Origin of the sequence: Streptomyces sp. NPDC047886 (assembly GCF_043204435.1) — a bacterium.
Classification (GTDB): Bacteria; Actinomycetota; Actinomycetes; order Streptomycetales; family Streptomycetaceae; genus Streptomyces.
Map to the genome: position 1 here is coordinate 451,243 of NZ_JBIDCF010000005.1, position 25,957 is coordinate 477,199.

At 71.1% G+C, this 25,957-nt stretch carries 17 protein-coding genes; 7 read left to right on the forward strand and 10 right to left on the reverse strand.

Annotated elements, in window-relative coordinates:
- The first annotated feature begins 130 nt into the window (after positions 1-130).
- The 3 genes from ACGF5U_RS19980 to ACGF5U_RS19990 all read left to right on the forward strand — a co-directional run bounded on the left by ACGF5U_RS19980 (position 131) and on the right by ACGF5U_RS19990 (position 4,996).
- Positions 131-1,423, forward strand: a complete 1,293-nt coding sequence (locus ACGF5U_RS19980) for an HRDC domain-containing protein (protein WP_392713660.1) — start codon at positions 131-133, stop codon at positions 1,421-1,423.
- A gap of 220 nt (positions 1,424-1,643) precedes the next feature.
- Positions 1,644-2,870: a thiolase family protein gene (locus ACGF5U_RS19985; protein WP_392713658.1), complete on the forward strand. Its 1,227-nt coding sequence runs from the start codon at positions 1,644-1,646 to the stop codon at positions 2,868-2,870.
- Positions 2,867-4,996, forward strand: coding sequence for a 3-hydroxyacyl-CoA dehydrogenase NAD-binding domain-containing protein (locus ACGF5U_RS19990; RefSeq protein ID WP_392713657.1), 2,130 nt, complete (start codon positions 2,867-2,869; stop codon positions 4,994-4,996). The genes ACGF5U_RS19985 and ACGF5U_RS19990 overlap by 4 nt, the downstream gene beginning before the upstream one ends.
- A gap of 91 nt (positions 4,997-5,087) precedes the next feature.
- Here the strand turns inward: ACGF5U_RS19990 and recQ are convergent, their stop codons facing one another.
- Together recQ and ACGF5U_RS20000 are read right to left on the reverse strand one after the other, a co-directional pair.
- Complete coding sequence (gene recQ, locus ACGF5U_RS19995; protein ID WP_392713655.1) at positions 5,088-6,938, reverse strand: DNA helicase RecQ; 1,851 nt, start codon at positions 6,936-6,938, stop codon at positions 5,088-5,090.
- A 161-nt stretch (positions 6,939-7,099) separates the two neighbouring features.
- The gene (locus tag ACGF5U_RS20000) at positions 7,100-8,164 is read right to left on the reverse strand and encodes a hypothetical protein (RefSeq protein ID WP_392713653.1); all 1,065 of its coding nucleotides are present in this window, start codon (positions 8,162-8,164) and stop codon (positions 7,100-7,102) included.
- 221 nt (positions 8,165-8,385) lie between these two features.
- On the opposite strand from ACGF5U_RS20000, the gene ACGF5U_RS20005 reads away from it, so the two are divergent.
- Positions 8,386-8,793 (forward strand): NTP pyrophosphohydrolase, encoded by a 408-nt coding sequence (locus ACGF5U_RS20005; protein ID WP_392713651.1) that lies wholly within the window; start codon positions 8,386-8,388, stop codon positions 8,791-8,793.
- Positions 8,794-8,940: 147 nt separating this feature from the next.
- Here the strand turns inward: ACGF5U_RS20005 and dxs are convergent, their stop codons facing one another.
- The 8 genes from dxs to ngcE form a co-directional block, all read right to left on the reverse strand.
- Positions 8,941-10,884, reverse strand: a complete 1,944-nt coding sequence (gene dxs / locus ACGF5U_RS20010; RefSeq protein WP_392713649.1) for a 1-deoxy-D-xylulose-5-phosphate synthase — start codon at positions 10,882-10,884, stop codon at positions 8,941-8,943.
- Positions 10,885-11,091: 207 nt separating this feature from the next.
- On the reverse strand, positions 11,092-12,399 hold the full coding sequence (locus tag ACGF5U_RS20015) for a sugar ABC transporter permease (RefSeq protein WP_392713647.1): 1,308 nt from the start codon (positions 12,397-12,399) through the stop codon (positions 11,092-11,094).
- Complete coding sequence (locus ACGF5U_RS20020; protein WP_392713746.1) at positions 12,396-13,190, reverse strand: ATP-binding cassette domain-containing protein; 795 nt, start codon at positions 13,188-13,190, stop codon at positions 12,396-12,398. Before ACGF5U_RS20020 ends, ACGF5U_RS20015 begins: the two co-directional genes overlap by 4 nt.
- Before the next feature lie 166 nt (positions 13,191-13,356).
- Positions 13,357-14,454, reverse strand: a complete 1,098-nt coding sequence (locus tag ACGF5U_RS20025; RefSeq protein ID WP_392713645.1) for a substrate-binding domain-containing protein — start codon at positions 14,452-14,454, stop codon at positions 13,357-13,359.
- Positions 14,455-14,575: 121 nt separating this feature from the next.
- The gene (locus tag ACGF5U_RS20030) at positions 14,576-15,787 is read right to left on the reverse strand and encodes an ROK family protein (protein ID WP_392713643.1); all 1,212 of its coding nucleotides are present in this window, start codon (positions 15,785-15,787) and stop codon (positions 14,576-14,578) included.
- Between the two features lie 326 nt (positions 15,788-16,113).
- Positions 16,114-16,938, reverse strand: a complete 825-nt coding sequence (locus tag ACGF5U_RS20035; protein ID WP_392713744.1) for a carbohydrate ABC transporter permease — start codon at positions 16,936-16,938, stop codon at positions 16,114-16,116.
- A gap of 305 nt (positions 16,939-17,243) precedes the next feature.
- A complete protein-coding gene (locus ACGF5U_RS20040; RefSeq protein WP_392713641.1) occupies positions 17,244-18,167 on the reverse strand; it encodes a carbohydrate ABC transporter permease in 924 nt (307 codons plus the stop codon).
- 98 nt (positions 18,168-18,265) lie between these two features.
- Complete coding sequence (gene ngcE, locus ACGF5U_RS20045; RefSeq protein WP_392713639.1) at positions 18,266-19,723, reverse strand: N-acetylglucosamine/diacetylchitobiose ABC transporter substrate-binding protein; 1,458 nt, start codon at positions 19,721-19,723, stop codon at positions 18,266-18,268.
- Positions 19,724-20,164: 441 nt separating this feature from the next.
- Between ngcE and ACGF5U_RS20050 the strand changes: the two genes are divergently transcribed.
- The 3 genes from ACGF5U_RS20050 (at position 20,165) to ACGF5U_RS20060 (ending at position 25,919) form a co-directional block, all read left to right on the forward strand.
- Positions 20,165-24,040, forward strand: coding sequence for a GH92 family glycosyl hydrolase (locus ACGF5U_RS20050; protein WP_392713637.1), 3,876 nt, complete (start codon positions 20,165-20,167; stop codon positions 24,038-24,040).
- Between the two features lie 319 nt (positions 24,041-24,359).
- Complete coding sequence (locus ACGF5U_RS20055; RefSeq protein ID WP_392713635.1) at positions 24,360-25,013, forward strand: DUF1326 domain-containing protein; 654 nt, start codon at positions 24,360-24,362, stop codon at positions 25,011-25,013.
- A 309-nt stretch (positions 25,014-25,322) separates the two neighbouring features.
- Entirely contained in the window at positions 25,323-25,919 is a 597-nt protein-coding gene (locus tag ACGF5U_RS20060; protein WP_392713633.1) for a DUF4291 domain-containing protein, read from the forward strand.
- Positions 25,920-25,957: the final 38 nt, after the last annotated feature.

The window sequence follows — 25,957 nt, forward strand, 5'->3', positions numbered from 1 at the left end:
GGCCCGGGGCCGGGCGGGGGGGCGGGCCCCCCGCCCCCCGCCAACACCCCCGCCCCCCCCCGCCGGGGGGCGCCCCTCCCCCGGCCGGGCCGGCCGCGGCCCCCCTTCCGTTCACAGATACCCTTGTCAGGTGACCGACGCCCAAGAGACCGCAGCAGAGACAACACTGCGAACCACCGGGGGCGGCCCCCCGGACGACGGCGTCGCAGGCGTCGGCGCCGACGGGGCGCCGATCCCCTTGCTGGAGCCCCGCGAGGGCATCCCGCCCGTGGTGGCCGACGAGGCCGCCCTCGCCGACGTGATCGCCGCTTTCGCGGCCGCGAGCGGCCCGGTCGCCGTGGACGCCGAGCGGGCGTCCGGCTACCGCTACGGGCAGCGGGCCTACCTGGTCCAGCTGCGCCGGGAAGGCGCGGGCACCGCCCTGATCGACCCGGTGGGCTGCCCGGACCTGACGGGGCTCGGGCGGGCGCTCGACGGCGCCGAGTGGATCCTGCACGCCGCGACCCAGGACCTGCCGTGCCTGCGTGAGATAGGCATGGTCCCGAACGGCCTGTTCGACACCGAGCTGGCGGGGCGGCTCGCCGGCTTCCCGCGCGTGGGGCTCGGCGCGATGGTCGAGTCCGTGCTCGGATACGTACTGGAGAAGGGCCACTCCGCGGTGGACTGGTCCACCCGCCCGCTGCCCGAGCCCTGGCTGCGGTACGCCGCGCTGGACGTCGAGCTCCTCGTCGACCTGCGTGACGCGCTGGAGAAGGAGCTCGACCGGCAGGGCAAGCTGGAGTGGGCGCGCCAGGAGTTCGACGCGATCTCCACCGCCCCGCCGCCGCCCCCGCGCAAGGACCCCTGGCGCCGCACGTCCGGCATGCACAAGGTGCGCCGGCGCCGCCAGATGGCCGTCGTACGGGAGCTGTGGACCGCCCGCGACCGGATCGCGCAGCGGCGCGACGTGTCGCCCGGCAAGGTCCTCAGCGACGCCGCGATCGTGGAGGCCGCGCTCGCGCTGCCGAACGACGCGAACGCGCTGTCCGCGCTGGCCGGGTTCGGGCAGCGGATGGGCAGGCGGCAGCTGGAGCAGTGGCAGGCTGCGGTCGACCGGGCCAAGGCCCTGCCGGACCCGGCGCTCCCCCAGCCCGGCCAGCCGGTGACGGGTCCCCCGCCGCCGCGCGCCTGGGCGGACAAGGACCCGGCGGCCGCGGCCAGGCTGTCGGCCGCCCGTGCGGGGGTCTCGGCGCTCGCCGAGACGCTGAACCTGCCGCAGGAGAACCTGATCACGCCGGACACGGTCCGGCGCGTGTGCTGGGAGCCGCCTGCGGACCTCACGCCCGACGCGGTCGCGGACGCGCTCGCCGGGTACGGGGCGCGGCGCTGGCAGATCGAGCTGGTCACGCCGGTGCTGGTGAAGGCGCTGCGGGCGAAGGACTGAGCCGCCGGACACCGGTTCCGTGAGACGACGAAGGGGTGCTCCCGCACGGACGGGGGCACCCTTTCGCGTGCACGGGTTCGTCCGCTCAGGGGTGTGACCTTCAACGCTCCGGGCGGGGGGACTGTGCAGCATGGTTACCCGTAAGTAGCATGGGGGCAGCAAGCGCGCGCTTAGCCGCGTGCCGCAGCAGTGCCATCCCGCACCCTGGAGGAGAGCCATCGTGCCTCGTACCGTCAGGGACGTCGTCTTCGTCGACGGCGTCCGCACCCCGTTCGGCAAGGCGGGCCCGAAGGGCATCTACCACGAGACCCGCGCCGACGATCTCGTCGTGAAGGCCATCCGGGAGCTGCTGCGCCGCAACCCGGGCCTCGACCCCGCCACGATCGACGAGGTCGCCATCGCCGCCACGACCCAGATCGGCGACCAGGGGCTGACCCTGGGCCGCACGGCCGGCATCCTCGCCGGTCTGCCGCAGTCCGTCCCGGGTTACTCCATCGACCGTATGTGCGCGGGCGCGCTGACGGCCGTGACGGCCACCGCGGGCTCCATCGCGTTCGGTCAGTACGACGCCGTGATCGCCGGTGGCGTCGAGCACATGGGCCGCCACCCGATGGGCGAGGGCGTCGACCCGAACCCGCGGTTCGTGTCGGAGAAGCTGGTCGACGAGTCCGCGCTGTTCATGGGCATGACCGCCGAGAACCTGCACGACCGCTACCCGCACATCACCAAGCTGCGCGCCGACGAGTACGCGGTGCGCTCGCAGGAGAAGGCCGCCAAGGCGTACGCCGACGGCAAGATCCAGCAGGACCTGGTGCCGATCTCGGTCCGCCGCACCAGCCCTGAGGCCGGCGAGACCGGCTGGGGCCTGGTCACCGCCGACGAGCCGATGCGCCCGGGCACGACCCTGGAGAACCTGGCCGGCCTCAAGACGCCGTTCCGCGTCCACGGCCGCGTCACGGCCGGCAACGCCGCGGGCCTCAACGACGGCGCCACCGCGTCGATCATCGCGTCCGAGGACTTCGCCCGCGAGAACGGCCTCCCGGTCAAGATGCGCCTCGTCTCGTACGCCTTCGCGGGCGTCGAGCCCGAGGTCATGGGCTACGGCCCGATCCCGGCGACCGAGAAGGCCCTCGCCAAGGCGGGCCTGGCCATCGGCGACATCGGCCTGTTCGAGGTCAACGAGGCGTTCGCCGTGCAGGTCCTGGCGTTCCTGGACCACTACGGCATCGCCGACGACGACGCGCGCGTCAACCAGTACGGCGGCGCCATCGCCTTCGGTCACCCGCTGGCCTCCTCCGGCGTCCGGCTGATGACCCAGCTGGCCCGTCAGTTCGAGGAGCAGCCGGAGGTCCGCTACGGCCTCACCACCATGTGCGTCGGCTTCGGCATGGGCGCCACGGTCATCTGGGAGAACCCGAACCACAAGGACGCCGGAGGCAGCAAGTGAGTTCCACCGCTGAGCTTTTGAAGGGCGCCGCCGAGCTGTTCCCTGACGAGGTCGTCACGCAGGCGCACGTACGCCACCTCGACCTGCCGTTCGGCGCCGGCCGGTTCGCGCTGATCACGCTGGACAACGGCTTCGACCACACCAAGCCGACCACCTTCGGCCCGCAGTCGCTCGCCAACCTGAACACGGCGATCGACCAGGTCGAGAAGGAGGCCGCCGAGGGCTCCATCGTCGGTGTCGGCCTCACCGGCAAGCCGTTCATCTTCGCGGTCGGCGCCGACCTCAAGGGTGTCGAGCTGCTGAAGCGCCACGAGGACGCGCTCGCCATCGGCAAGGGCGGCCACGACGTCTTCAAGCGGCTCGCCGCGCTGGCCGTCCCCTCGTTCGCGTACTACAACGGCGCGGCGATGGGCGGCGGTGTCGAGGCCGGTCTGCACTGCACGTACCGCACGGTGTCGAAGGCCCTGCCCGCCTTCTCGCTGCCCGAGGTCTTCCTCGGTCTGGTGCCGGGCTGGGGCGGCTGCACGATCCTGCCGAACCTGATCGGCGCCGACCGCGCGGTCTCGGTCATCATCGAGAACTCGCTCAACCAGAACAAGCAGCTCAAGGGCGCGCAGGTCTTCGAGCTCGGCATCGCCGACGCGATCTTCGAGGGCGCCGACTTCCTGGAGCAGTCGCTGCTCTGGACGGCGAACGTCCTCAAGGGCGACATCGCCGTCGAGCGTCCCGAGGTGGACCGCGGCGAGGCGTGGGACGCCGCCGTGGCCCGCGGCCGGTTCATCGCCGACGGCAAGGTGCACGGCGCCGCCCCGGCCGCGTACCGCGCGCTGGACATCATCGAGGCCGCCAAGGACGGCGACCTCCAGAAGGGCTTCGACGCGGAGGACACCGCGCTCGCCGACCTGATCATGGGTGGCGAGCTGCGCTCCGGCATCTACGCCTTCAACCTGGTGCAGAAGCGCGCCAAGCGCCCGGCCGGTGCCCCGGACAAGAGCCTGGCCCGCCCGGTCACCAAGGTCGGCGTCGTCGGCGCCGGGCTGATGGCCTCGCAGCTGGCGCTGCTGTTCCTGCGCCGCCTCGAGGTCCCGGTCGTCCTCACGGACATCGACCAGGAGCGCGTCGACAAGGGTGTGGGCTACGTCCACGCCGAGATCGACAAGCTGCTCGGCAAGGGCCGGATCAACCAGGACAAGGCCAACCGTCTCAAGGCGCTGGTCACCGGCGTCCTGGACAAGGCCGAGGGCTTCGCCGACGCGGACTTCGTCATCGAGGCCGTGTTCGAGGAGATGTCGGTCAAGCAGAAGGTGTTCGCCGAGGTCGAGGCCGTCGCCCCGGCCCACGCGATCCTCGCGACCAACACCTCGTCGCTGTCGGTCTCCGAGATGGCGTCCAAGCTGCGGCACCCGGAGCGGGTCGTCGGCTTCCACTTCTTCAACCCGGTCGCGATCCTCCCGCTGCTGGAGATCGTCCGCGGCGAGAAGACCGACGACGCGTCGCTGGCGACCGCGTTCGGCGTCGCGAAGAAGCTGAAGAAGACGGCCGTCCTGACGAAGGACGCCCCGGCGTTCGTCGTGAACCGCATCCTGACCCGCTTCATGGGCGAGATCCAGAACGTCATCGACGAGGGCACCCCGGTCGAGACCGCGGAGAAGGCCATCGAGCCGCTCGGTCTGCCGATGTCGCCGCTGGTCCTGCTGGAGCTGGTCGGCCCCGCGATCGGTCTGCACGTCTCGGAGACGCTGAACCGGGCGTTCCCGGACCGCTTCACGGTCTCCCCGAACCTCGCCGCCGTCGTCAAGGCGGGCAAGCGCGGCTTCTACGTCTACGACTCGGGGAAGCCCGAGCTGGACCCGGAGGTCGCCGCGCTGCTGAAGCAGGGCGATGTCGTCCTGACCGAGGAGCAGGTCCGCGACCGTGTCCTGGACGCGGTGGCGCAGGAGATCGGCCTCATGCTGGACGAGGGCGTCGTCGCCGAGGCGCAGGACATCGACCTGTGCCTGATCACCGGTGCGGGCTGGCCGTTCCACCTGGGCGGCATCACGCCGTACCTGGACCGCCAGGGCGTGTCGGAGCGCGTGAACGGCAAGCGGTTCCTGGAGCCGGGCGTCGCGAGCGTCCCGGCGTAACCGCCGTTCGTACAGACGGCGACGGGCCGTACGGGAGCTGCCTTCCCGTACGGCCCGTCCGCGTGTGCGCCGCACTGTGCGCGGCGCCCGGTCAGTCCTCGGCGGCGAGGGCGTCGAGGAGCTGCTGCCCGTACTTGGCGAGCTTGTTCTCACCGACGCCGCTGACGCCGCCGAGCTCGGCGAGCGACGCCGGCGGGGCCGTGGCGATCTCGCGGAGCGTCGCGTCGTGGAAGATGACGTACGCCGGGACGCCCTGCTCCTTCGCGGCCGCCGCCCGCCAGGCCCGCAGCCGCTCGAAGACCGGTACGGCCTGCTCGGGCAGGTCCACGGGCGCGGACTTCCGCTTCCCCGGCGACCCGCCCTTGGCGGCCGCGCGGGCGGGCCTGTCCGGCTCGGTGCGCAGCGGCACCTGGCGGCGGCCCCCCAGGACGTCAGCGGCGTCCTCGGTGAGCACCAGGGTGTTGTACTCGCCCCGCACGGCCAGCAGCCGCTGGGCGAGCAGCTGGCGGACGACCCCGCGCCACTGGGCCTCGGTCAGGTCCGTGCCGATCCCGAAGACGCTCAGCGCGTCGTGATCGAACTTGATGACCTTGGCGGTCCTGCGGCCGAGGAGGATGTCGACGATCTGCCCGACGCCGAAGGACTGGTTCCGCTCCCGCTTGAGCCGTACGACGGTCGACAGGACCTTCTGGGCGGCGACCGTGCCGTCCCAGGACGTGGGCGGGGTCAGGCAGGTGTCGCAGTTGCCGCAGGCGGTGCTGGGCTGGCCGAAGTAGGCGAGCAGCTGCACCCGGCGGCACTCGACGGTCTCGCACAGGGCGAGCATGGCGTCGAGGTGGGCGGCGAGGCGGCGGCGGTGCTGCTCGTCGCCCTCGCTCGTGTCGATCATGCGGCGCTGCTGCACGACGTCGTTGAGGCCGTACGCCAGCCACGCCGTGGACGGCAGGCCGTCACGGCCTGCCCTGCCGGTCTCCTGGTAGTAGCCCTCGACGGACTTCGGCAGGTCGAGGTGGGCGACGAACCGCACGTCGGGCTTGTCGATGCCCATGCCGAAGGCGATGGTGGCGACGACGACGAGTCCGTCCTCCCGCAGGAAGCGCGACTGGTTCTCGGCGCGGGTACGGGCGTCGAGACCCGCGTGGTACGGGACGGCGTCGACGCCGTTCTCCACCAGGAACGCGGCGGTCTTCTCGACGGACGCCCGGGACAGGCAGTACACGATGCCCGCGTCGCCCGGGTGCTCGTCGCGCAGCAGGGCGAGGAGCTGCTTCTTCGGCTCGTTCTTGGGGGCGATGCGGTACTGGATGTTGGGCCGGTCGAAGCTCGCCACGAAGTGCCGGGCGTCGTCCAGCCTCAGCCGGCCGGCGATCTCCGTGTGCGTGGCGCGGGTCGCGGTCGCCGTGAGCGCGATCCTCGGCACGTCGGGCCAGCGCTCGTGCAGCTGGGACAGCTGGAGGTAGTCCGGCCGGAAGTCGTGCCCCCACTGAGCGACACAGTGGGCCTCGTCGATGGCGAAGAGCGAGATCTTGCCGCGCTCCAGGAGCCGGATCGTGGACTCGACGCGCAGCCGTTCCGGCGCCAGGTAGAGGAGGTCGAGTTCCCCCGCCGCGAACTCGGCCTCGACCAGGCGCCGTTCGTCCAGGTCCTGGGTGGAGTTGAGGAACCCGGCCCGCACCCCCAGGGCCCGCAGGGCGTCGACTTGGTCCTGCATGAGCGCGATGAGCGGGGAGATGACGACCCCGACGCCGGGCCGGACGAGGGCGGGGATCTGGTAGCAGAGCGACTTGCCGCCACCGGTCGGCATGAGGACCAGCGCGTCTCCGCCGCCTATGACGTGCTCGATGATCTCCCGCTGCTGCCCGCGGAACGAGTCGTAGCCGAAGACCCGGCCGAGCACGTCCAGCGCCGCGTCCGCCGTGGGGACATCTCCAGGGGAAGTCATCCGCCGATTCTACGAGCCCCCGGTGACAACCCCCGAAATCCAGCCGCAGCCCGCCCCGGTCGCCCGCCGTACCGCCCCGGCACCCGCCGCTGCCCCGCCCCGGCCGCCCGCCCGTGGGGCGGCCCCCGGGCGCGGTACGTGACGGCGGACCCGGCGCGCGGTCAGACGCGGGTCCAGGCCCCCAGGGCGAGGCCGTCCTCGTCCTTCTGCCGGGCGATCCGCAGGGTTCCGTCGGTGCCGACGGCCGCGAGGACGATACGGCCACGGCCGTCCAGGGCGAGCGCGGGCACGCCCGCGCACACGTCGCCGGTCGCGGACCAGACCGCGCCGGCCGGCTCGTCCTCCGTGGGGTACGCCGCGAGGGAGGGACGGCCCGAGGCGTCCCGCTGCGCCATCAGGGTGCAGTCGACGCCGTCCACCGGCGTGCGCAGCAGCGCCACCGGGCCGGTGCCGTGCTCGCCACCGAGGCGCTGCGGCGTACCGCCCACGCGCCAGGCCAGCACGGCGCCGCTGTCGGCGTCGCGCCAGAAGTGGGTGAGGCGGCCCTCTCCGGTGACCAGGGCCGACAGGCTGCCGTTGGCGGCGGCGAAGTCGAGCTTGCCGGTGCGGGGGAAGCCGCCGCCCGGCTTCTCCTGCGCCCAGCGGACGAGCACGCCGTGGTTGTGCCCGAGCACGGAGATCAGCCCGGCGTCGTCGGCCGCCGCGTGGATCGTGCCGGTGATGCCCTTGCCGGTGAACTCGGCCCAGCGGGCGTTCCAGCCGCCGTCGCGCGCCTGGCTGCGCAGCGACACGCCGCCCGCCGCGTTGCGGTGGAAGACCCGCAGGCCGCCGGCGGAGTCGATGGCCGCGACGGGCGGGCCGACGGGCAGCGGGCGGGCGCCCTCGTCGGGGGCGACGGGTGAGACGCCGAGCGGATGCCAGTCCCGCAGGGGGCGGCCCGACTGGTACTGGATGGCGTAGACGACGCTCTCGTCGAGGCGGCCGCCCGGCCCGGTCCTGCGCCGCAGCCCCGTCAGGTACACATAGCCCTCGCGGCTCTGCGTGATCGACAGGTACGGCACCATGTCCGGCGCGGGCAGCAGCTCGGGGCCGTGCCAGTGCGGGCCGCCGGGCCGGACCTCGGTCCAGCGCAGGACGCCCCCGGCGGTCGGGGCGTACGCGGTGAGCCGGCCGTCCTTGCCCCGCAGCAGCCAGTTCGTGGTGGGGTGCTCCGGCCGGACCTCCACGGCGGCCACGCTCTCGGGCCGGGAGGAGGGGACGGACGGTCCCGCCTTCTCGCTTTCTCGCCCCCGCGATCTACGCGCCGACCACACGGCCATGGTCTGCCGACCACCTTCCCAGACACCTTGGATCCCGCTGGATCCGGCGACAATAGTACGGGGGCGGATCGGGCGGCAAAGCCGGGGATCATGGCCGTCACCAGCGGGCGACGACAAGGACGATAAGCATGTTCGCGCAGGTTGAGCCGCTGTTGATCGTGGATGGGGCAAATGTGGTCGGTTCCGTTCCGGACGGCTGGTGGCGGGATCGCCGGGGCGCCGCCGAGCGGCTGCGGGACCGGCTCGCCCGACAGGTGGACGGGGCGCGGGAGGGCGGCGCGGCCGTGGCCGGGCTGCCGCCGGGACCGGTGGATGTGGTGCTCGTGGTCGAGGGGCGGGCGCGGGGCGTGGAGCCGGTGCCCGGCGTCCGGGTGGTCTCCGCCCCCGGCAGCGGTGACGACGCGATCGTGGACCTGGCCGAGGCGGCGCAGGCGGCGGGCCGGCCGTGCGTGGTGGTGACGGCCGACCGGGAGCTGCGCCGCAGGGTCGCGGCGCACGGCGCCGAGTGCGCGGGCCCGCGCGCGGTCCACGCATGAGGCGCGCGGTCCACCCCTGACGCGTACGGGCGCACGGGGGCGTACCGGGGGCGTGCCGACCCGACGTACCGGGCGTAACCGCGCGAGGGCCGGCGGCCACCCGTGAGGGTGTCCGCCGGCCCTCGGGGGCGCGGGGTCCGGTGGGGGTCAGTCGCGGGCGGACTCCACCGTCGCGCTCGCGTCCTCCGCCGCGTCCTCGTCCTCGTACCGGCCGTCCAGCTTCGACACGAGGCCGGTGACCTGGCGCGCGATGTCCGGGGCGGTGAGGCCGATCTCGGCCATGACCTCCTTGCGCGACGCGTGGTCGAGGAACTTCGGCGGGATGCCGAAGTCGCGCAGGGGGATGTCGACGCCCGCGTCGCGCAGGGCCTGGGCGACGGCCGAGCCGACGCCGCCGACGCGGCCGTTGTCCTCGACGGTGACGACGACGCGGTGCTTCTCGGCCAGCGGGGCCATGGCATCGTCCACGGGCTTGACCCAGCGCGGGTCGACGACCGTGGTGGAGATGCCCTGCTTGTCGAGGAGGTCGGCGATCTCCAGGCACATCGGGGCGAGCGCGCCGACGGAGACCAGCAGCACGTCGGGGCGGACGATGTCGTCGGCCGGCTTGCGCAGCACGTCCATGCCGCCGACGCGTTCCAGGGCCTCGACGGCGGGGCCGACGGCACCCTTGGAGTAGCGCACGACGGTCGGCGCGTCCTTGACGTCGACGGCCTCGCGGAGCTGGGCGCGTACCTGGTCCGCGTCGCGCGGGGCGGCGATCCGCAGGCCCGGCACGACCTGGAGGATCGACATGTCCCACATGCCGTTGTGGGACGCGCCGTCGGTGCCGGTGATCCCGGCGCGGTCGAGGACGAAGGTGACGCCGCAGTCGTGCAGCGCGACGTCCATCAGGACCTGGTCGAAGGCACGGTTCAGGAACGTCGCGTACACGGCGACGACCGGGTGGAGGCCGCCGGTGGCGAGGCCCGCCGCGGAGACGGCGGCGTGCTGCTCGGCGATGCCCACGTCGTACACGCGGTCCGGGAAGCGCTTGGCGAACTTGTCGAGGCCGACGGGCTGGAGCATGGCCGCGGTGATCGCGACGATGTCCTCGCGCTCCTTGCCCAGCTCGACCATCTCGTCGGCGAAGACGCCGGTCCAGTCGGCGCCGGACGAGGCGATGGGCAGACCGGTGTCGGGGTGGATCTTGCCGACGGCGTGGAAGCGGTCGGCCTCGTCCTGCAGGGCGGGCTGGTAGCCGCGGCCCTTCTCGGTGAGGCAGTGCACGATGACCGGGCCGCCGAACCGCTTGGCGCGCTGGAGCGCGGACTCGACCGCCTCGATGTCATGGCCGTCGATCGGGCCGACGTACTTCAGGCCGAGGTCCTCGAACATGCCCTGGGGGGCGATGAAGTCCTTCAGGCCCTTCTTGGCGCCGTGCAGCGTTTCGTACAGCGGCTTCCCCACGACCGGCGTGCGGTCGAGGATGTCCTTGGTACGGGCGAGGAAGCGCTCGTAGCCGTCGGTCGTGCGCAGGGTGGCCAGGTGGTTGGCGAGGCCGCCGATGGTGGGCGCGTAGGAGCGCTCGTTGTCGTTGACGACGATGACCAGCGGGCGGTCCTTGGCGTCGGCGATGTTGTTCAGCGCCTCCCAGGCCATGCCGCCGGTCAGCGCGCCGTCACCGATGACGGCGACCACGTGGTCGTCCCTGCCGAGGACCTCGTTGGCCTTGGCGAGGCCGTCCGCCCAGCCGAGGACCGTGGAGGCGTGGGAGTTCTCGATGACGTCGTGCTCGGACTCGGCGCGGGCCGGATAGCCGGACAGCCCGCCCTTCATCTTGAGCTTCGAGAAGTCCTGCCGGCCGGTGAGCAGCTTGTGGACGTACGACTGGTGGCCCGTGTCCCAGAGGATCTTGTCCCGCGGGGACTCGAAGACCCGGTGCAGGGCGATGGTCAGCTCGACCACGCCGAGGTTGGGGCCGAGGTGTCCACCCGTCTTGGCGACGGCGTCCACGAGGAAAGTCCGGATCTCCGCTGCCAGCTGGTCCAGCTGCTCCGGGGAGAGCCGGTCGAGATCGCGTGGGCCCGTGATACGGGTCAGCAATGCCACCCGTGCCTCCTTGCGTATTGAGCTGGTCGTGTTGAGCCGGTCGAGCTGCCGATTCCGCCGAGTCTAATGTTCCGTCCCGGACGGCCGACATCGGGCGTGGGCCGGTAGATCACACTGATGGCCGATATACCGGTACGTCATCAGACCGAGACGCACCGATGCCCGGCACCGGTTGAGGGTGCCGGGCGATAAGGGGTGTGAGGTGCGCTACGCGCGCCCCGCGTCCTTCTGGGTGCGCCGGGAGATCGAGTCGATGACCACGGCGGCCAGCAGCACCGCGCCGGTGATCATGTACTGGATCTCGCTGGCCATGCCGAGCATGTTCAGGCCCTGCTGGATCGACTGGATGACGATCATGCCGAGCAGCGCGGACCAGACCTTGCCACGCCCGCCGAAGAGGCTGGTGCCGCCGATCACGGCCGCAGCGATGACCAGCATCAGCGTGTTGCCGCCGCCCAGGCTCTTGGTGGCGCCGCCGGAGAGGCTCGCGACGAAGAGGCCGCCGAAGGCGGCGAGCAGGCCGGAGAGGCCGAACACGGTGATGCGGACGCGGTCGACGTTGATACCGGCGCGCCGGGCGGCCTCGGCGTTGCCGCCGACCGCGAACACCTGACGGCCGAACGTGGTGCGGCGGGCGACGAAGTCGGCGACGACCAGGACGGCGATGAACAGGACCAGGGCCAGCGGCAGGCCGCGGGCGCCGGCGGGCTCGTTCAGCACGTACGCGACGACGAAGCACAGGACGGCGACGACGCCGGTGCGCAGCAGGACCTCGCTCATCGGGCGCGAGGGCAGGCCGGCGGCCTTGCGGCGCCTGCTGTCCAGCAGCAGCGATCCGGCGTACGCGAGGACGGCGAACAGGGCGAGGCCGTAGGCGGCCGCCTTGTCCTCGAAGTAGAAGCCGGTGAGGTTCTCGACGATGCTGCCGGTCGGCGTGTTGATGGAGCCTTCCTTGCCCATCAGCCAGATCTGCAGACCGCTCCAGCCGAGGAAGCCGGCCAGGGTGACGACGAAGGCGGGCACACCGACCTTCGCGAAGAAGAAGCCGTGCAGCAGACCGAGGGCGAGTCCGGCGAACAGGGCGATCGGCACGGAGAGCGCGTCCCCGACGCCGTTGGTCACGCTGAGGACCGCCCAGACGGCGGCGCCGACGCCCGCGACCGAGCCGACGGAGAGGTCGATCTCGCCGAGGAGCAGCACGAAGACGATGCCGACGGCCATGATGCCGAGGCCGGAGCTGTAGACGGCGATGTTGGCGACGGAGCTGGCCGACAGGAAGTTGCTGTTCTGCGACTGGAAGACGACCGCGATGAGGATGAGGCCGATGAACACGGGCAGCGAGCCCAGCTCGCCGCCGCGCACCTTGCGGGTGAACTCGGTCCAGTAGCCCTTGAGGCCCTCCTCGCGGACGAGGAGGCGGGGGTCGACGGCCGGTACGGGCGCCGCCGACGACTGGTCCGTGGCGTCCGCCGGGGCGGTGCCGGGGCGCTGGGGGGTCTTGGCGAGGTCGCTCACTTCGCGTCCTCCTTCGTGGCCGTGCGTGCCTGCCGGCGGGTCACGGCGTTGTCCGTGGCGCCGGTGATCGCCGCGATGATCTCTTCGTGCGAGGTGCCCTGGACGTCGAAGACACCGTTGTTGCGGCCCAGGCGGAGGATCGCGGCGCGGTCCGCGACGGCGCGCACGTCGGCCATGTTGTGCGTGATGAGGATGACGCCGTGGCCGTTCTCGCGCAGCCGCTCCACCAGGTCGAGGACCTGGGCGGTCTGCTCGACGCCGAGGGCGGCGGTCGGCTCGTCCAGGATGACGACCTTGGGGTTGCCGATCAGGGCGCGGGCGATGGCCACGACCTGGCGCTGACCGCCGGAGAGCGAGGCGACCGGGATGCGGACGCTCGGGATGCGGATGGAGAGGGTGTCGAGGAGCTCCTTGGCGCGCTTCTCCATCGCGATCTCGTCGAGGACGGAGACGTGGCGGAGTTCGCTGCCGAGGAACAGGTTGGCGACGACATCGAGGTTGTCGCAGAGCGCCAGGTCCTGGTAGACGGTGGCGATGCCGAGGTCCTGGGCGTCGTTGGGCCGTCCGATGCGGACCTCCCTGCCCTCCCACTCGATGGCGCCTTCGTCGATCGGGTGGACACCCGAGATGGTCTTGACGAGCGTGGACTTACCGGCGCCGTTGTCGCCGAGCAGCGCGACGACCTCACCGGCGTGGATCTCCAGGTCTACGTCGGTGAGCGCCTGGACGGCGCCGAACCGCTTGGAGACTCCGCGCAACGCCAGCACGGGCGTAGCGGACACGTGAATCAGCTCCTTCGCCGCCTGTTCCGGCGGGGATGGTGGTGCCCGGGGGCACGAGGTGCGAGGGAGTCCGGCGCCCGCCCGCGCCGCGGGGCGTGTGAGCGGGCGGGCACCGGACCGGTGCAGGGGGCCCGCCGGCGGGGCGGGCCTCTCCTGTGGGGGTGTCGCGGCCGGCCTACTTGATGCCGGCGGCCTCGCAGGCGGCCTTGTACTCGGCCGTGCAGATGTCGGCGGCCTTGTAGACCTTGTCCGCGATGATCGTGTCGGCGATGTTGTCCTTGGTCACGATCTGCGCGTCGTACAGCTTGGCGGGCGTGCCCTTGTACTCACCGGTGAGGGAGTCGACCTTGGTCGGGGCCAGGTCGTCGATGGCCTTGCCCTGGAGGAGGCGGACGGCGATCTCGGCGGTGGTCTCGGCCTCCGGCTTGATCTGCTTGTAGATCGTGAAGGCCTGCTCGCCCTTCAGGATGCGCTGGAGACCGGCCAGCTCGGCGTCCTGGCCGCCGACCGGGACCTTGACGCCCTGCTTGTTGAGGGCGGTGATGATGCCGCCGGCCATGCCGTCGTTGGCGGAGTAGACGCCCTGGAAACCGTCCTTGCCGAGCGAGTCGATGGCGGCGCCCATCTTCTTGTTGGCCTCGTCGGGCGACCAGTCCGGGATGTCCTGCTCGTAGACGATCTTCTTGACCTGGCTGTCGAGAACGCTGTGCGCGCCCTTCTTGAACAGCGGGGCGTTCGGGTCGGTCGGCGAGCCGTTGATCATGACGACGTTGCTCTGCGCGGCCTTGTCACCGAGCGCCTTGACGAGGCCCTCGCCCTGCAGGCGGCCGATCTTCTCGTTGTCGTACGACACGTACGCGGAGATCGGGCCCTCGGCGAGCCGGTCGTAGGCGACGACCTTGACGCCCTTCTTGGCGGCCTGCTCGACCCAGGACTTGGTGGCCTTGTAGTCGACCGAGTCGAGGATGATGACCTTGACGCCCTGCGTGACCAGCGCGTCGAACTGCTTCTTCTGCGTCTCGGTGTCCTGCGCGGCGTTGTTGTACTTGACCTCGCAGTCGCCGCACAGTTCCTTGATCTTCGCCTCGATGATGGGGCGGTCGAACGTCTCGTAGCGGGTCGTCTTGTTCTCCGGCAGCAGCAGACCGATGGTCTTGCTGTCGCCGCCACCGCCGCCGGCGTCGCCGTCGCCCGCCTTGCCACAGGCGGCGAGGGACACGGCCATGGACACCGCGGCCGTACCTATGACGACGCGTCGCGTCATTGCGTTCATGTGGGTTGCCTCCCTGACGAGGCCGCGACGTTGCGGCCGAGGTGGCTGGAAGTCAACTCGGCCGCCACGCCATCGTCAAGGAGTAAATTCTTAACGAGATGACAACGGTGCCATCCGTTATCTAAGTGAACGCAGGCGTGGTGGCCGCGGGCGCGGCGGGCACGGCGTTCTCCAACAGGGTCGAATCACCCATCTCGCTCAGCACGAGAGCGAGCGCGCCCAGCACCTCGGCCCGGCCGCCGAGGGCCCCAGGGGCCACGGAGAGCTGCCGCGCGGCGCTGGGGATGGCGTACCGCGAGACGGACTCGCGGATGGGCGCCAGGACCAGTTCCCCGGCCTCCGCGAGGTCGCCGCCGAGCACGACCCGGCTGGGATTGAGCAGGTTGCACAGGTTGGCCACGCCGCTGCCGATGTGCCGCCCGACATCGGCGACCACCCGCCGGCAGCCCGGGTCGCCCTCCCGCGCGAGCTGCACGACCCGCTCCATGGTGAGGTCGGGGCCGTGCCCGGGACGGAGGAGCGGCAGGACGTAGCGGGCTGCCGTGAAGGTCTCCAGGCAGCCGCGGTTGCCGCAGCGGCACACCGGGCCCGACTCGTCCAGGGTGATGTGCCCGATCTCCCCCGCCGTACCGCCGGGCCCCCGGTAGATCTGCCCGTCGATGACGAGCCCGGCGCCCACACCGCTGGCCACCTTGATGTACGCGAGGTCCCTGACGCCGCGACCGGCGCCCCAGACCAGCTCGCCGAGCGCGCCGAGGTTGGCGTCGTTGTCCACGTACACGGGGACGCCGAGGCGGCCGGACAGCTCCTGGCTCGGATTGATGCCGGTCCAGCCCGGCAGGATCGAGGTCGACCCGAGTGTGCCGGACGAGACGTCGATGGGGCCCGGTACGCCGAGACCGACGCCGATCACCTTGTCCTGACCGATCCCGGTCGTCTCGATCAGCCGCTTGACCAGCCGTTCCGCCCGGTCGAAGCCCTCCGCCGACGAGGCGTCCACATCGAGCGGCTCGGACTCCTCGGCGAGCACCTGATGGGCCAGGTTTCCCACCGCGACCCGGAGGTGGGTGTGCCCGAAGTCGACGCCGATCACGATGCCGGCGTCCCCGCTGAGCGACACGCTGCGGGCCCGCCGGCCACCCGCCGACGTGGGCGTGACCTCGACGGTGCCACCGTCCTTCAGCTCCCGCACGATGTTGGAGACCGTGGCCGCGGAGAGGCCGGTGGCCCTGGCGATCTCCGCCTGGGTGAGGGAACCGGCCATACGCACCGCGCGTACGACCCGCTCGAGATTGGCCCGATGCAGAGATGTCTGCGACCCCGGAGTCTCCATCGACTCTCTCACTCCTGCCGTTTTCTCCAACATGTGAACTCTAAGCTGAGCGTTTAGGGTTGGCCCCCGTCAAGACCTTGAGCGTCACGAAGCTCCGATGAGCACATAAGGTCCGGAAATATCCGAATTATGCGGAATGCAGTAAATAAAACCGCCCGCCGGCGCGGACTCGCACCGACGAGCGGTTCACTCCTCATACCCACCCTCGGGAGGCGAACCCCCCGACCGCGAAGTCCCGGAAGCGGACCGTCCCCGCGAGGGGAAGCGGTGCCCGGTACGTCACGCGGGAGGGCTCGCGGCCTTCGCGCAGGGGCTCCGGCGGCCCGCTACTTCAGCGCCCCCGCCGTGAGACCGGACTGGACCTGGCGCTGGAAGATCGCGTAGACGATGAGCACGGGCAGCATCGCGATCATCATGCCCGCCATCAGGGCGCCCCAGTCGTTCTCGTAGCCGTTCTGCAGGGCGATCATCGCCAGGCCCTGCGTCAGGACGTACTTCTCCTCCTGCTGGTTGAGGACCATGGGCAGCAGGTACTGGTTCCACTGGCCCAGGAAGTTGAAGATCCCGATGCTGATCAGACCGGGCTTCGCCATCGGCACCATGACCTGGAAGAACGTCCGCGTGTGGGACGCGCCGTCGATCATGGCCGCCTCCGCCACCGAGGTCGGCAGCGTACGGAAGAACGCCGTCATGAAGAAGACGGTGAACGGCAGCGAGTAGGCGATGTAGACCAGGATGAGCCCGTGGTAGGTCGCCAGGAGCGTACTGCCGGGGAAGTCCCGCAGGACGAAGAAGAGCGGGATGACCAGCATGAAGACCGGGAAGGACATGCCTGCGACGAACAGGTAGTAGATGAACCTGTTCCCCGGGAAGGTGAACCGCGCCAGTACGTACGCCGCCATCGAGCCGAGCACCATCGTGCCGACGACCGAACCGCCCACCACGATGGCGGTGTTCAGGAAGTACTGGCCCATGTTCGCTTCGTTCCACGCGTTGGCCCAGTTCTCCCAGTGCAGGACGGTCGGCAGCCCCCACGGGTCGCTCAGGATGCCGTTGCTGTCCTTGAAGGCGCTCCACAGCACCCACAGCAGCGGCACGCCGACCATCAGCGCCCAGGCGATGAGGATGCCGTGGGAGAAGACGTTGAGCACACCGCCCTCGGAGGTACGGCCCGTCGTCGGTCCGAGCCTCCCGCTGACGGTGGAGGCGGCGCGGCCGGTGCGGTCGGCGGGGCCGGTGCGATCGGCGCGGTCGGTACGGCCGGCGGGGCCTGCCGGGGCGGTCGCCGGCTCGGCCTGCGCCGCCTGCGCCGTCTTCGTCGCCTTCGCCGTCACCGCGAACGCCTCGGCGGCTTCCGCCCTCCCGGTCGCCCCGGTCGCCTCCGCCGCTTCCCTCGACTCGGCCGCTTCCGTCGCGCCGGTCGGTTCGGTCTCTTCCGTCGTCATCCGGCGTACCCCTAGTACTCGATCCGCTCGCGGCGCCCGAGGCGCATCGCGAGCACTGCGAACGTCATCGTCACCACGAGCATCGCGACGCCCATGGCCGCGGCGTAGCCGAACTGGGTGTCCCGGAACGCCGTCAGGTACAGCCTCAGCGGCATGACGTCCGTGGCGCCGTCCGGGCCGCCCATGTTGACCGACATGATCTGGACCAGCGCGAAGGCGTCCAGGGCGATGATGCCCATGTACACCCAGCCGGTCTGGACGGTGTCCCACAGCAGCGGGAGGGTGATCTTGAAGAAGGTGTGGAAGCGGCTGGCGCCGTCGAGCAGGGCCGCCTCGTAGATGTCCCGGGGGATGGACGCCATGGCCGCCGAGAAGAGCACCACGTAGAAGCCGACGTGCCCCCAGACCATGACCGCGCTGATGCACCAGAGGGCGAGGCTCTTCTCGCCCAGCCAGGCGTTCTGCAGACCGTCCAGGCCGATCGCGCCGAGCAGTGAGTTGAGCATGCCGTCGTCCGGGTCGGGGTTGTAGATGTTGAACCAGATGACGGCGATGATCGTGATGGAGATGACCTGAGGGAAGAAGAAGACGAACTTGTAGAACTTCGAGCCGGCGACCCCGGCGACCGCCTCGTTCTTCCTGCGGCGGCCGCCCACGTTGAGCATGAAGGCGAAGAAGATCCCGAGCCCGAGCGTGACCACCGGGACCAGCGCCAGCATGTACACGTTGTGGCGGAGCGCGTTCCAGAAGTCGTCGTTGTCCCAGAGCCTGGTGAAGTTGTCCAGGCCCACGAACTCCGCCGTGCCGACCAGGCCGGACCAGTCCGTCATGGAGATCTGGAACGCCTGGACGAAGGGCGAGATCACGAACACGCCGTAGATGAGCAGAGGCAGGGCCAGGAAGCCCACGATGAATCGGTACTTGCCGTGCTGCATGGTGCTTCCCGGCCCTTCCCCTCTTCTGTCCGCCGGACGGATCGGCTGGAATCCCCAGGCGATGGGCGACCGGCGGTAGGCGGTGCGCTGGCGACGTGTCAGGCGGTGCGCTTGAACTTGGTGACGGAATCGTCCTTGGCCACCTTGTCGGCCTCCGCCTGGGTCTTCTTGATCCAGTCGGCGGCCTTCAGCTCACCTGCGAGCAGGTGACCGGTCAGGCCGCCGATCTTCTCGTCGGTGAGGGCGGGGTACCACTCCTGCAGCTGAAGGCTGATCAGGTTGTCCCCGGCCGCCTTGAAGACCTCGCTGGCGGAGGAGAGGCCGGGCGACAGGGTCATGCCCTCGGTGGCGTCCATGACGCAGGTCAGGGACTTCACCTTCGTTGCGAAGTTCTGCGCGTGCTTCTTGGAGAGCATGATGCGGAGCAGTTCCATGCCGCCCGCGGGGTTCTTGCCCTTGCTGGCGACGATGTACGGCTCGCTCGGCTCGGCGCGCAGCGTGCCGTGCGGCATCGCGTCGCCGGTGCCGTCGAAGAGCGCGCCGACCGCCATGCCGAAGTCGGCCGGTGTGGTCGGCGCCGCCTCGTTCTCCACCCAGGAGCCGTTGGGGATGAAGACGGCCTTGCCCTTGTTCCAGGCGGTCTGGGACTGGATGTGGGTCAGGCCCTGGCTGCCCTCCAGGAAGTACTTCTTCGCGGCGAGCTCCTCGTAGTGCTCGACGACCTCCTTGACCGCGTCGTTCGACGTCCAGGCGTTCGGCTCCAGGTTGTCGATCGCGATCCACTTCTCCATGCCGCCGATCTTGGCGATCTGCGCGAACAGGTTGAAGTGCACGTAGTACGGATACTTGCCCGCGTACGTCCAGGGGGCGATGCCCGCCTTCTTGATCTCGCCGCAGAGCGTGACCATCTCGGTCAGGGTCCTGGGGTACGCCCAGCCCCTGGAGTCCAGCAGCTTCCGCGAGTACCAGGTGCCGTAGATGGTGAAGGCGTAGTAGAGCACGTCGAACGTGTCGCCGTGCCTGCCCTTCTCGATGGTGCTCGGGTGGATGGTGTCCCGGACCTTCTTGGCCGGATCGTCCATGGAGGCGGCGTCGAGGAGGGCGGCCAGGTCCTGGAGCTGGCCCTGGGTGGAGAGCTTGTTCATGTCCAGGTGGTCGGCGCCGGAGTTGTCGATGACGTCGGGCGGGTTGCCGCCGGCGAAGCGCGGGGTGAGCTTGGGGCCGACCTGCTGGGTGCCGGTGTGCTTGACCTCGGCGCCGTAGGCCGCCCTGAAGTCGGCCTCCGCGTCCTTCGCGTACTGGTCGCCCAGCCCTCCCTTGAAGATGAAGGCCTCCAGCGGGGCGCCGTGCTTCACGCCCAGGGGGTTCTTCTCGGTCTTCTCGCCGCCGGGCGCCTTGGTCTCCTTCTCGTTGCCGCCCCCGCCGCCGGTGGCGCAGGCGGACAGGAAGCCCATGGTCGGGACGGTGATCGCGGCGAGCGCGGCGGACCGCTTGATCAGACTGCGGCGGCCGAGGCCCTCACTGTCACTGTTGTTGCGGGCGGAGGTGGATCCCATGCTCAAGTCCTCGCCTTCTCCAGGACTCAGGCGGTGTGCCGGTCGCCCGTACTGACTCGCCTGAGGCGAAGGGCCCCGCCACCGCGGTCTACTGCAAGCTGGGTCGTGCAGGGGGTCAGGGGGTCAGGGTCACGGCCGTCGTGAACGGCCGGGTGGACGCCGACAGGTATAGTCCACTTCACGTCAACTGGGCAAGATCGAGAACATGTTTCGCGGATACTCTTTCCCGAGTTGAGACCTGCGGGAAAACCACGCTCACGGCCATGCACGCAGATACCTTCGCAGGCCGGGCATTCGGCGGCGGTCACACTCGCCGGAAAGGCTGAATCCCGCCTTTCGACACGGTCAACACCCTTGACACAACCTGTCACTTGGCTCCCTACTGAGCCTGCCCCCTTGAACTGACAACGTTGTCCAGGTGTGTGTGGAGGCAGATCCGGGATGCGACGCAGACCCTTGTCCACGGCCGCCCTCGTGGCGGCCGCCGCCCTGCTCGTGACGGCCCTGCCGTCGGCCGCGCTCGCCCTTCCCGGGCGTCCCGGGACCGCGCCCGGCGACCGGCCCGCCGCTCAAGAGGCTTCTGCCGACCGGGAGTTCAGCACCTCGTTCGAGGCGGACGAGCCCGCTCCCGCGTGGCGCGACACCGTCGACACCGCCCCCGACGGCACCCCTCGGGCAGCCGGTGTCGACGGCGGCTTCGCCGCCGGGATACCGGGCAACGTGACCGACAGGGTCGCCCAGGTGGCCGCCAGCGGCGAGAACGCCGCCGCGGGCGAGACCAAGGAGAACCTGGTCGACCTCCAGCCGAGCACCAAGTGGCTCACGTTCACCCCCACCGCCTGGCTCGAATTCCGGCTCGACGAACCCGCCAAGGTCGTCACCTATGCCCTGACCTCGGCCAACGACCACGCCGAACGCGACCCGAAGAACTGGACGCTCAGAGGATCGGCGGACGGAACGGAGTGGCGGACACTGGACACCCGCGAGGGCCAGCATTTCGACACACGCTTTCAGACGCGGACGTACGACATCGGCAATGCGGCGGAGTACACGCATTACCGGCTGGAGATCACCGAGAACAACGGAGCCGTAGGCATCACCCAGCTCGCCGACGTCCAGTTCTCGAACGGGGACACCTCCACACCCGTCCCGCCGACCATGCGGACCCACGTCCACCGGGGGCCCGGCGGCTCCCCCACCGCCAAGGCCAACGCCGGGTTCACCGGAACGCGGGCGCTGCGGTACGCGGGCGCCCACCGGCCGGACGGCCGGGCCTACTCGTACAACAGGGTCCTCGACGTCCACACCGCCGTCCGCCGCGACACCGAGTTGTCGTACCGGATCTTCCCGTCCCTGCCCGAGACGGACCTCACCTACCCCGCGACCCATGTGGCCGTGGACCTCGCCTTCACCGACGGCACCTACCTGAGCGAGCTGGGCGCCGTCGACCGCCACGGCGGGGCGCTCACCCCCCGGGGCCAGGCCGCCGCCAAGCGGCTCTACGTCAACCAGTGGAACCAGGTCACAGCGGGCATCGGCACGGTCGCCGCGGGCAAGACCGTGGACCGGATCCTCGTCGCCTACGACTCGCCCGCCGGACCCGCCGTGTTCCAGGGCTGGATCGACGACATCGCGCTGCGCCCCGCCGCGCCCGAACCGCTGTCCGCCCGCCCGTCGGACCATGTGTCGACGGTGCGCGGCACCCACTCCAGCGGCTCCTTCTCACGCGGCAACACCTTCCCGGCGACGGCCGTACCGCACGGCTTCAACTTCTGGACGCCGGTGACCAACGCCGCGTCGAAGAGCTGGCTGTACGAGTACGCGCGCGGCAACAACGCCGACAACCTGCCCACGGTGCAGGCCTTCGCCGCCAGCCATGAGCCGAGCCCGTGGATGGGCGACCGGCAGACCTTCCAGCTGATGCCGTCGGCGGCCGACGGCACCCCGCCCACCGGGCGCGTGGCCCGCGCCCTGCCCTTCCGCCACGAGAACGAGACGGCGAAGCCGCACTACTACGGCGTCCGGTTCGACAACGGCGTACGCGCCGAGATCGCCCCGGCCGACCACGCGGCCGTGATGCGCTTCGGCTTCCCCGGCGGTGACGCCTCCGTCGTCTTCGACAACGTGACGGAGGAGGGCGGCCTGACCCTCGATCCGGCCGGCAGCTCGTTCACCGGCTACTCGGACGTGAAGAGCGGTCTGTCCACCGGTGCCACGCGGATGTTCGTGTACGGCGTCTTCGACGCGCCGGTCACCGACTCGGCGTCGGCGGGCGTCAAGGGCCATCTGCGTTTCGCCGCGGGCCCCGACCGGAGCGTCACCCTGCGCATGGCGACCTCGCTGATCAGCGTGGAGCAGGCCCGCCGGAACCTGGCCGCCGAGATCCCCCCGCACCTGTCCTTCGACGGGGTCAGGGCGCGGGCGCAGGCCGCCTGGGACCAGGTGCTCGGACGCGTCCGCGTGGAGGGCGCGACCCGGGACCAGCTGACCACCCTCTATTCCGGCCTGTACCGGCTGTACCTGTACCCCAACGCCGGTCACGAGAAGGTCGACGGACGGTACCGGTACGCGAGCCCGTTCTCGCCGCAGACCGGCCCGGACACCCCCACCCACACCGGTGCGAAGATCGTCGACGGCAGGGTGTACGTCAACAACGGCTTCTGGGACACCTACCGGACGACGTGGCCCGCGTACTCCCTCCTCACCCCCCGGAAGGCCGGCGAGCTGGTCGACGGGTTCGTGCAGCAGTACAAGGACGGCGGCTGGATCTCCCGCTGGTCGTCGCCCGGGTACGCCGACCTGATGACCGGTACGTCGTCGGACGTCGCGTTCGCCGACGCGTACGTCAAGGGCGTCGACTTCGACGCGGAGGCGGCGTACGAGGCCGCGCTGAAGAACGCGACGGTGGTGCCGCCGAGCCGGGGCGTGGGCCGCAAGGGCATGGAGACGTCGCCGTTCACCGGCTACGCGTCGACCCGGACCCACGAGGGCCTGTCCTGGTCCCTGGAGGGCTACCTCAACGACTACGGCCTGGCACGCATGGCGGACGCGCTGCACGCGAAGACCGGCAAGGCCCGCTACCGGGAGGAGTCCGCGTACTTCCTCAACCGGGCCCGGAGATACGTGAGCCTCTTCGACGCGAAGGCGGGCTTCTTCCAGGGCCGCGACGACAACGGCGACTGGCGGGTGCCGAGCGCGTCGTACGACCCGCGGGTCTGGGGACACGACTACACGGAGACGAACGGCTGGGGCTACGCCTTCACCGCCCCGCAGGACAGCCGGGGCCTCGCCAACCTGTACGGGGGAAGGGCGGCCCTCGGGAAGAAGCTGGACACGTACTTCTCGACGCCCGAGACGGCGTCGCCGGAGTTCGTCGGCTCCTACGGGTCCGTCATCCATGAGATGACGGAGGCCCGGGACGTGCGGATGGGCATGTACGGGCACTCCAACCAGGTCGCCCACCACGTCACGTACATGTACAACGCGGCCGGGCAGCCGTGGAAGACGCAGGAGAAGGTACGCGAGGTCCTGTCGAGGCTGTACGTCGGCAGCGAGATCGGCCAGGGCTACCACGGCGACGAGGACAACGGCGAGCAGTCCGCCTGGTACCTGTTCTCCGCGCTGGGGTTCTACCCGCTGGTGATGGGCAGCGGCGAGTACGCCATCGGCTCGCCGCTCTTCACCCGGGCGACCGTACGGATGGACAACGGCCGCACGCTGGTGGTGACGGCGCCCGGGAACAGCGCCCGGAACGTCTACGTGCGGAGCGTCCGGGTGAACGGCCGGGCGTGGACGTCGACGGCGCTGCCGCACGACCTGCTGGCGCGCGGCGGAACGCTGGAGTTCACGATGGGCCCGAGGCCCTCCACCTGGGGCACGGGACCGGACGCCGCGCCGGTGTCGATCACCACGGACGACGAGGTCCCGTCGCCGCGCCGGGACGTCCTGTCCCGGGCGGGCGCGCTGTTCGACGACACCTCCGCGACGGCCGCCGCGCTGGGCACCGGCCCGGTGGACCTGCCGGTGCCGCCGTCCTCGCCCCGGGCGGTGCAGTACACGCTGACGTCGTCCGCGAAGGACACGGCCCCGGACGGCTGGGTCCTGCAGGGCTCCACGGACGGCGTGACCTGGCAGGAGCTGGACCGGCGGGCAGGCGAGTCCTTCGCCTGGGACCGCCAGACGCGGGTGTTCGCCATCGCCCGGCCGGGGTCGTACGCGAAGTACCGGCTGGTGCCGACGGCTGCCGGCGGCGGGAGCGGTGGGAGCGGCGGTGGGAGCGGTGGGAGCGCGCTCGCGGAGGTGGAACTGCTCGCGTAGCACCGACGGAGCGTGTCCGGGGCGCGTCCCCTCGATTCGGCGCGCCCCGGGTGCCGGGGGCGCGTCCCGTCGATTCGGCGCGCCCCGGGTCCGGCGTGGTGGCATGGACAGGGGCGTGGGGCCAGGCGTGGCCGGGGCCGGGGGCCGCGCCTAGGCTGGAGGAAGGGACGCGGTGGGCACCGCCTCTCCGCTCCCCCGGTCGGCATCGGCCGAACGTACCGGACGCAGGTCCATAGGTCTCCCCCTCCCTGTCGGCGGCCCGCTCGGCCCCTCGTGCCGACGGTCCACCGCGCCTGGACTGGACAAGGAGGAACGGGCGATGACCGAACAGCCCACGATCCCCCGCTGGCAGCTGACCGGCGGCTGGTTCGACACCTGCAAGTGCTCCATCCCCTGCCCCTGCACGTTCGCGCAGGACCCCTCCGATGGCGACTGCGAAGGCGTGCTGGTGTGGCACATCCGCGAGGGCCGCTACGGAGACGTACGGCTCGACGGCCTCAACGTCCTGATGCTCGGCTCCTTCACGGGAAACCCGTGGGAGCGCAGGCACACCGACCCCCTTGCGGCGGTGTTCCTCGACGAGCGGGCCGACGAAGCCCAGCGGGACGCCCTCGGCACGATCTTCGGCGGAGCCGCGGGCGGCTGGCCCCAGCAGTTCGGCGAGATGTTCGGCGCGGAGATTCGCGGGATGGACGTCGCGCCCATCCATGTCGAGATCGCCGCCGACCTCGGCTCGTGGAGCGCCGAGATCCCCGGCCGGGTCACCGCACGCGCCGAGGCCCTCGCGGGCCCCACCACCCCGGAGGGAGCCCGGGTCCAGGTCCACAACGCGCCCGGCGCCGAGGTCGGTCCGGGACAGGTCGCCACCTGGGGCCGCGCCACCCGGGACCGTGCCGACGCCTTCGACTTCACCTGGGACCGCAGCGGCAGGTCCAGCAAGTACTTCCCGTTCGACTGGTCCGGCCCGGACTGAGCCGCGAGCGAGCGGCACCGGGCAGCTGAACGGCACCGAGCAGCGAGCGGGCGCGGGACCCGGCAGCGAGCACCCGGCGGCTCGATCATCCGGCGGATCCGGCCGCCGCCGGACGTCACGGTGGCACCGCGCCCGGTCTTCCCCATCCCCGACGGTCAACGACCGTCGCTCCCACCGGCCCGGCCCGGCGCCCCGGCCCCCATGGCGTCCTCCGCCACCTCACCGACGCCACCGCGCCGCTCTGCCCGTCTGAACCCCATCCGGAAAAACGCCTGGCACCTGGAGCCGCCGGAACGCACCCTGATCGCCATGGACGACTCCCCGTACAGGATTCGCGCGGCCCACACCGACGCGACGGTCACCGTCTACCAGGCGTACGCGCCGCACATCGGCCTGGCCGCCGCGCGGGACGGCCGCTTTCCGGCGGCGTGGCGGCGCGACCGGATGACCTGGATCAAGCCGTCGTTCCTGTGGATGATGTACCGCTCCGGCTGGGGCACGAAGGACGGCCAGGAGACCGTGCTCGCCGTCGAGATCAGCCGGGAGGGCTTCGAGTGGGCGCTGCGCCACGCGTGCCTGGCCCACTACGAGCGCGAGTTGCACGGTGACCCGGCCAGGTGGAGACGGGAGCTGAAACGCGCGCCCGCCCGGGTCCAGTGGGATCCCGAACGGGACGTCCGGCTGCGGCCGCTGCCGTACCGGTCCCTGCAGCTGGGTCTGGCCGGTGAGGCCGCACGCCGGTACGCGGACGAGTGGACTCGGCGCATCACCGACGTCACGCCGCTGGCGCACCGGGTGCGTGCCCTCGTACGGGACGGCGAAGCCGAGGCCGCCCGTGCGCTGCTGCCGGTCGAAGAGCCCTACCCGGAGGCGGGCGGAGTGCTCGACGCGGTGCGGCGGGCGTGAAGCGGAGGGGAGGGGAGGGCGGGCGTGGCGGCTCCCTG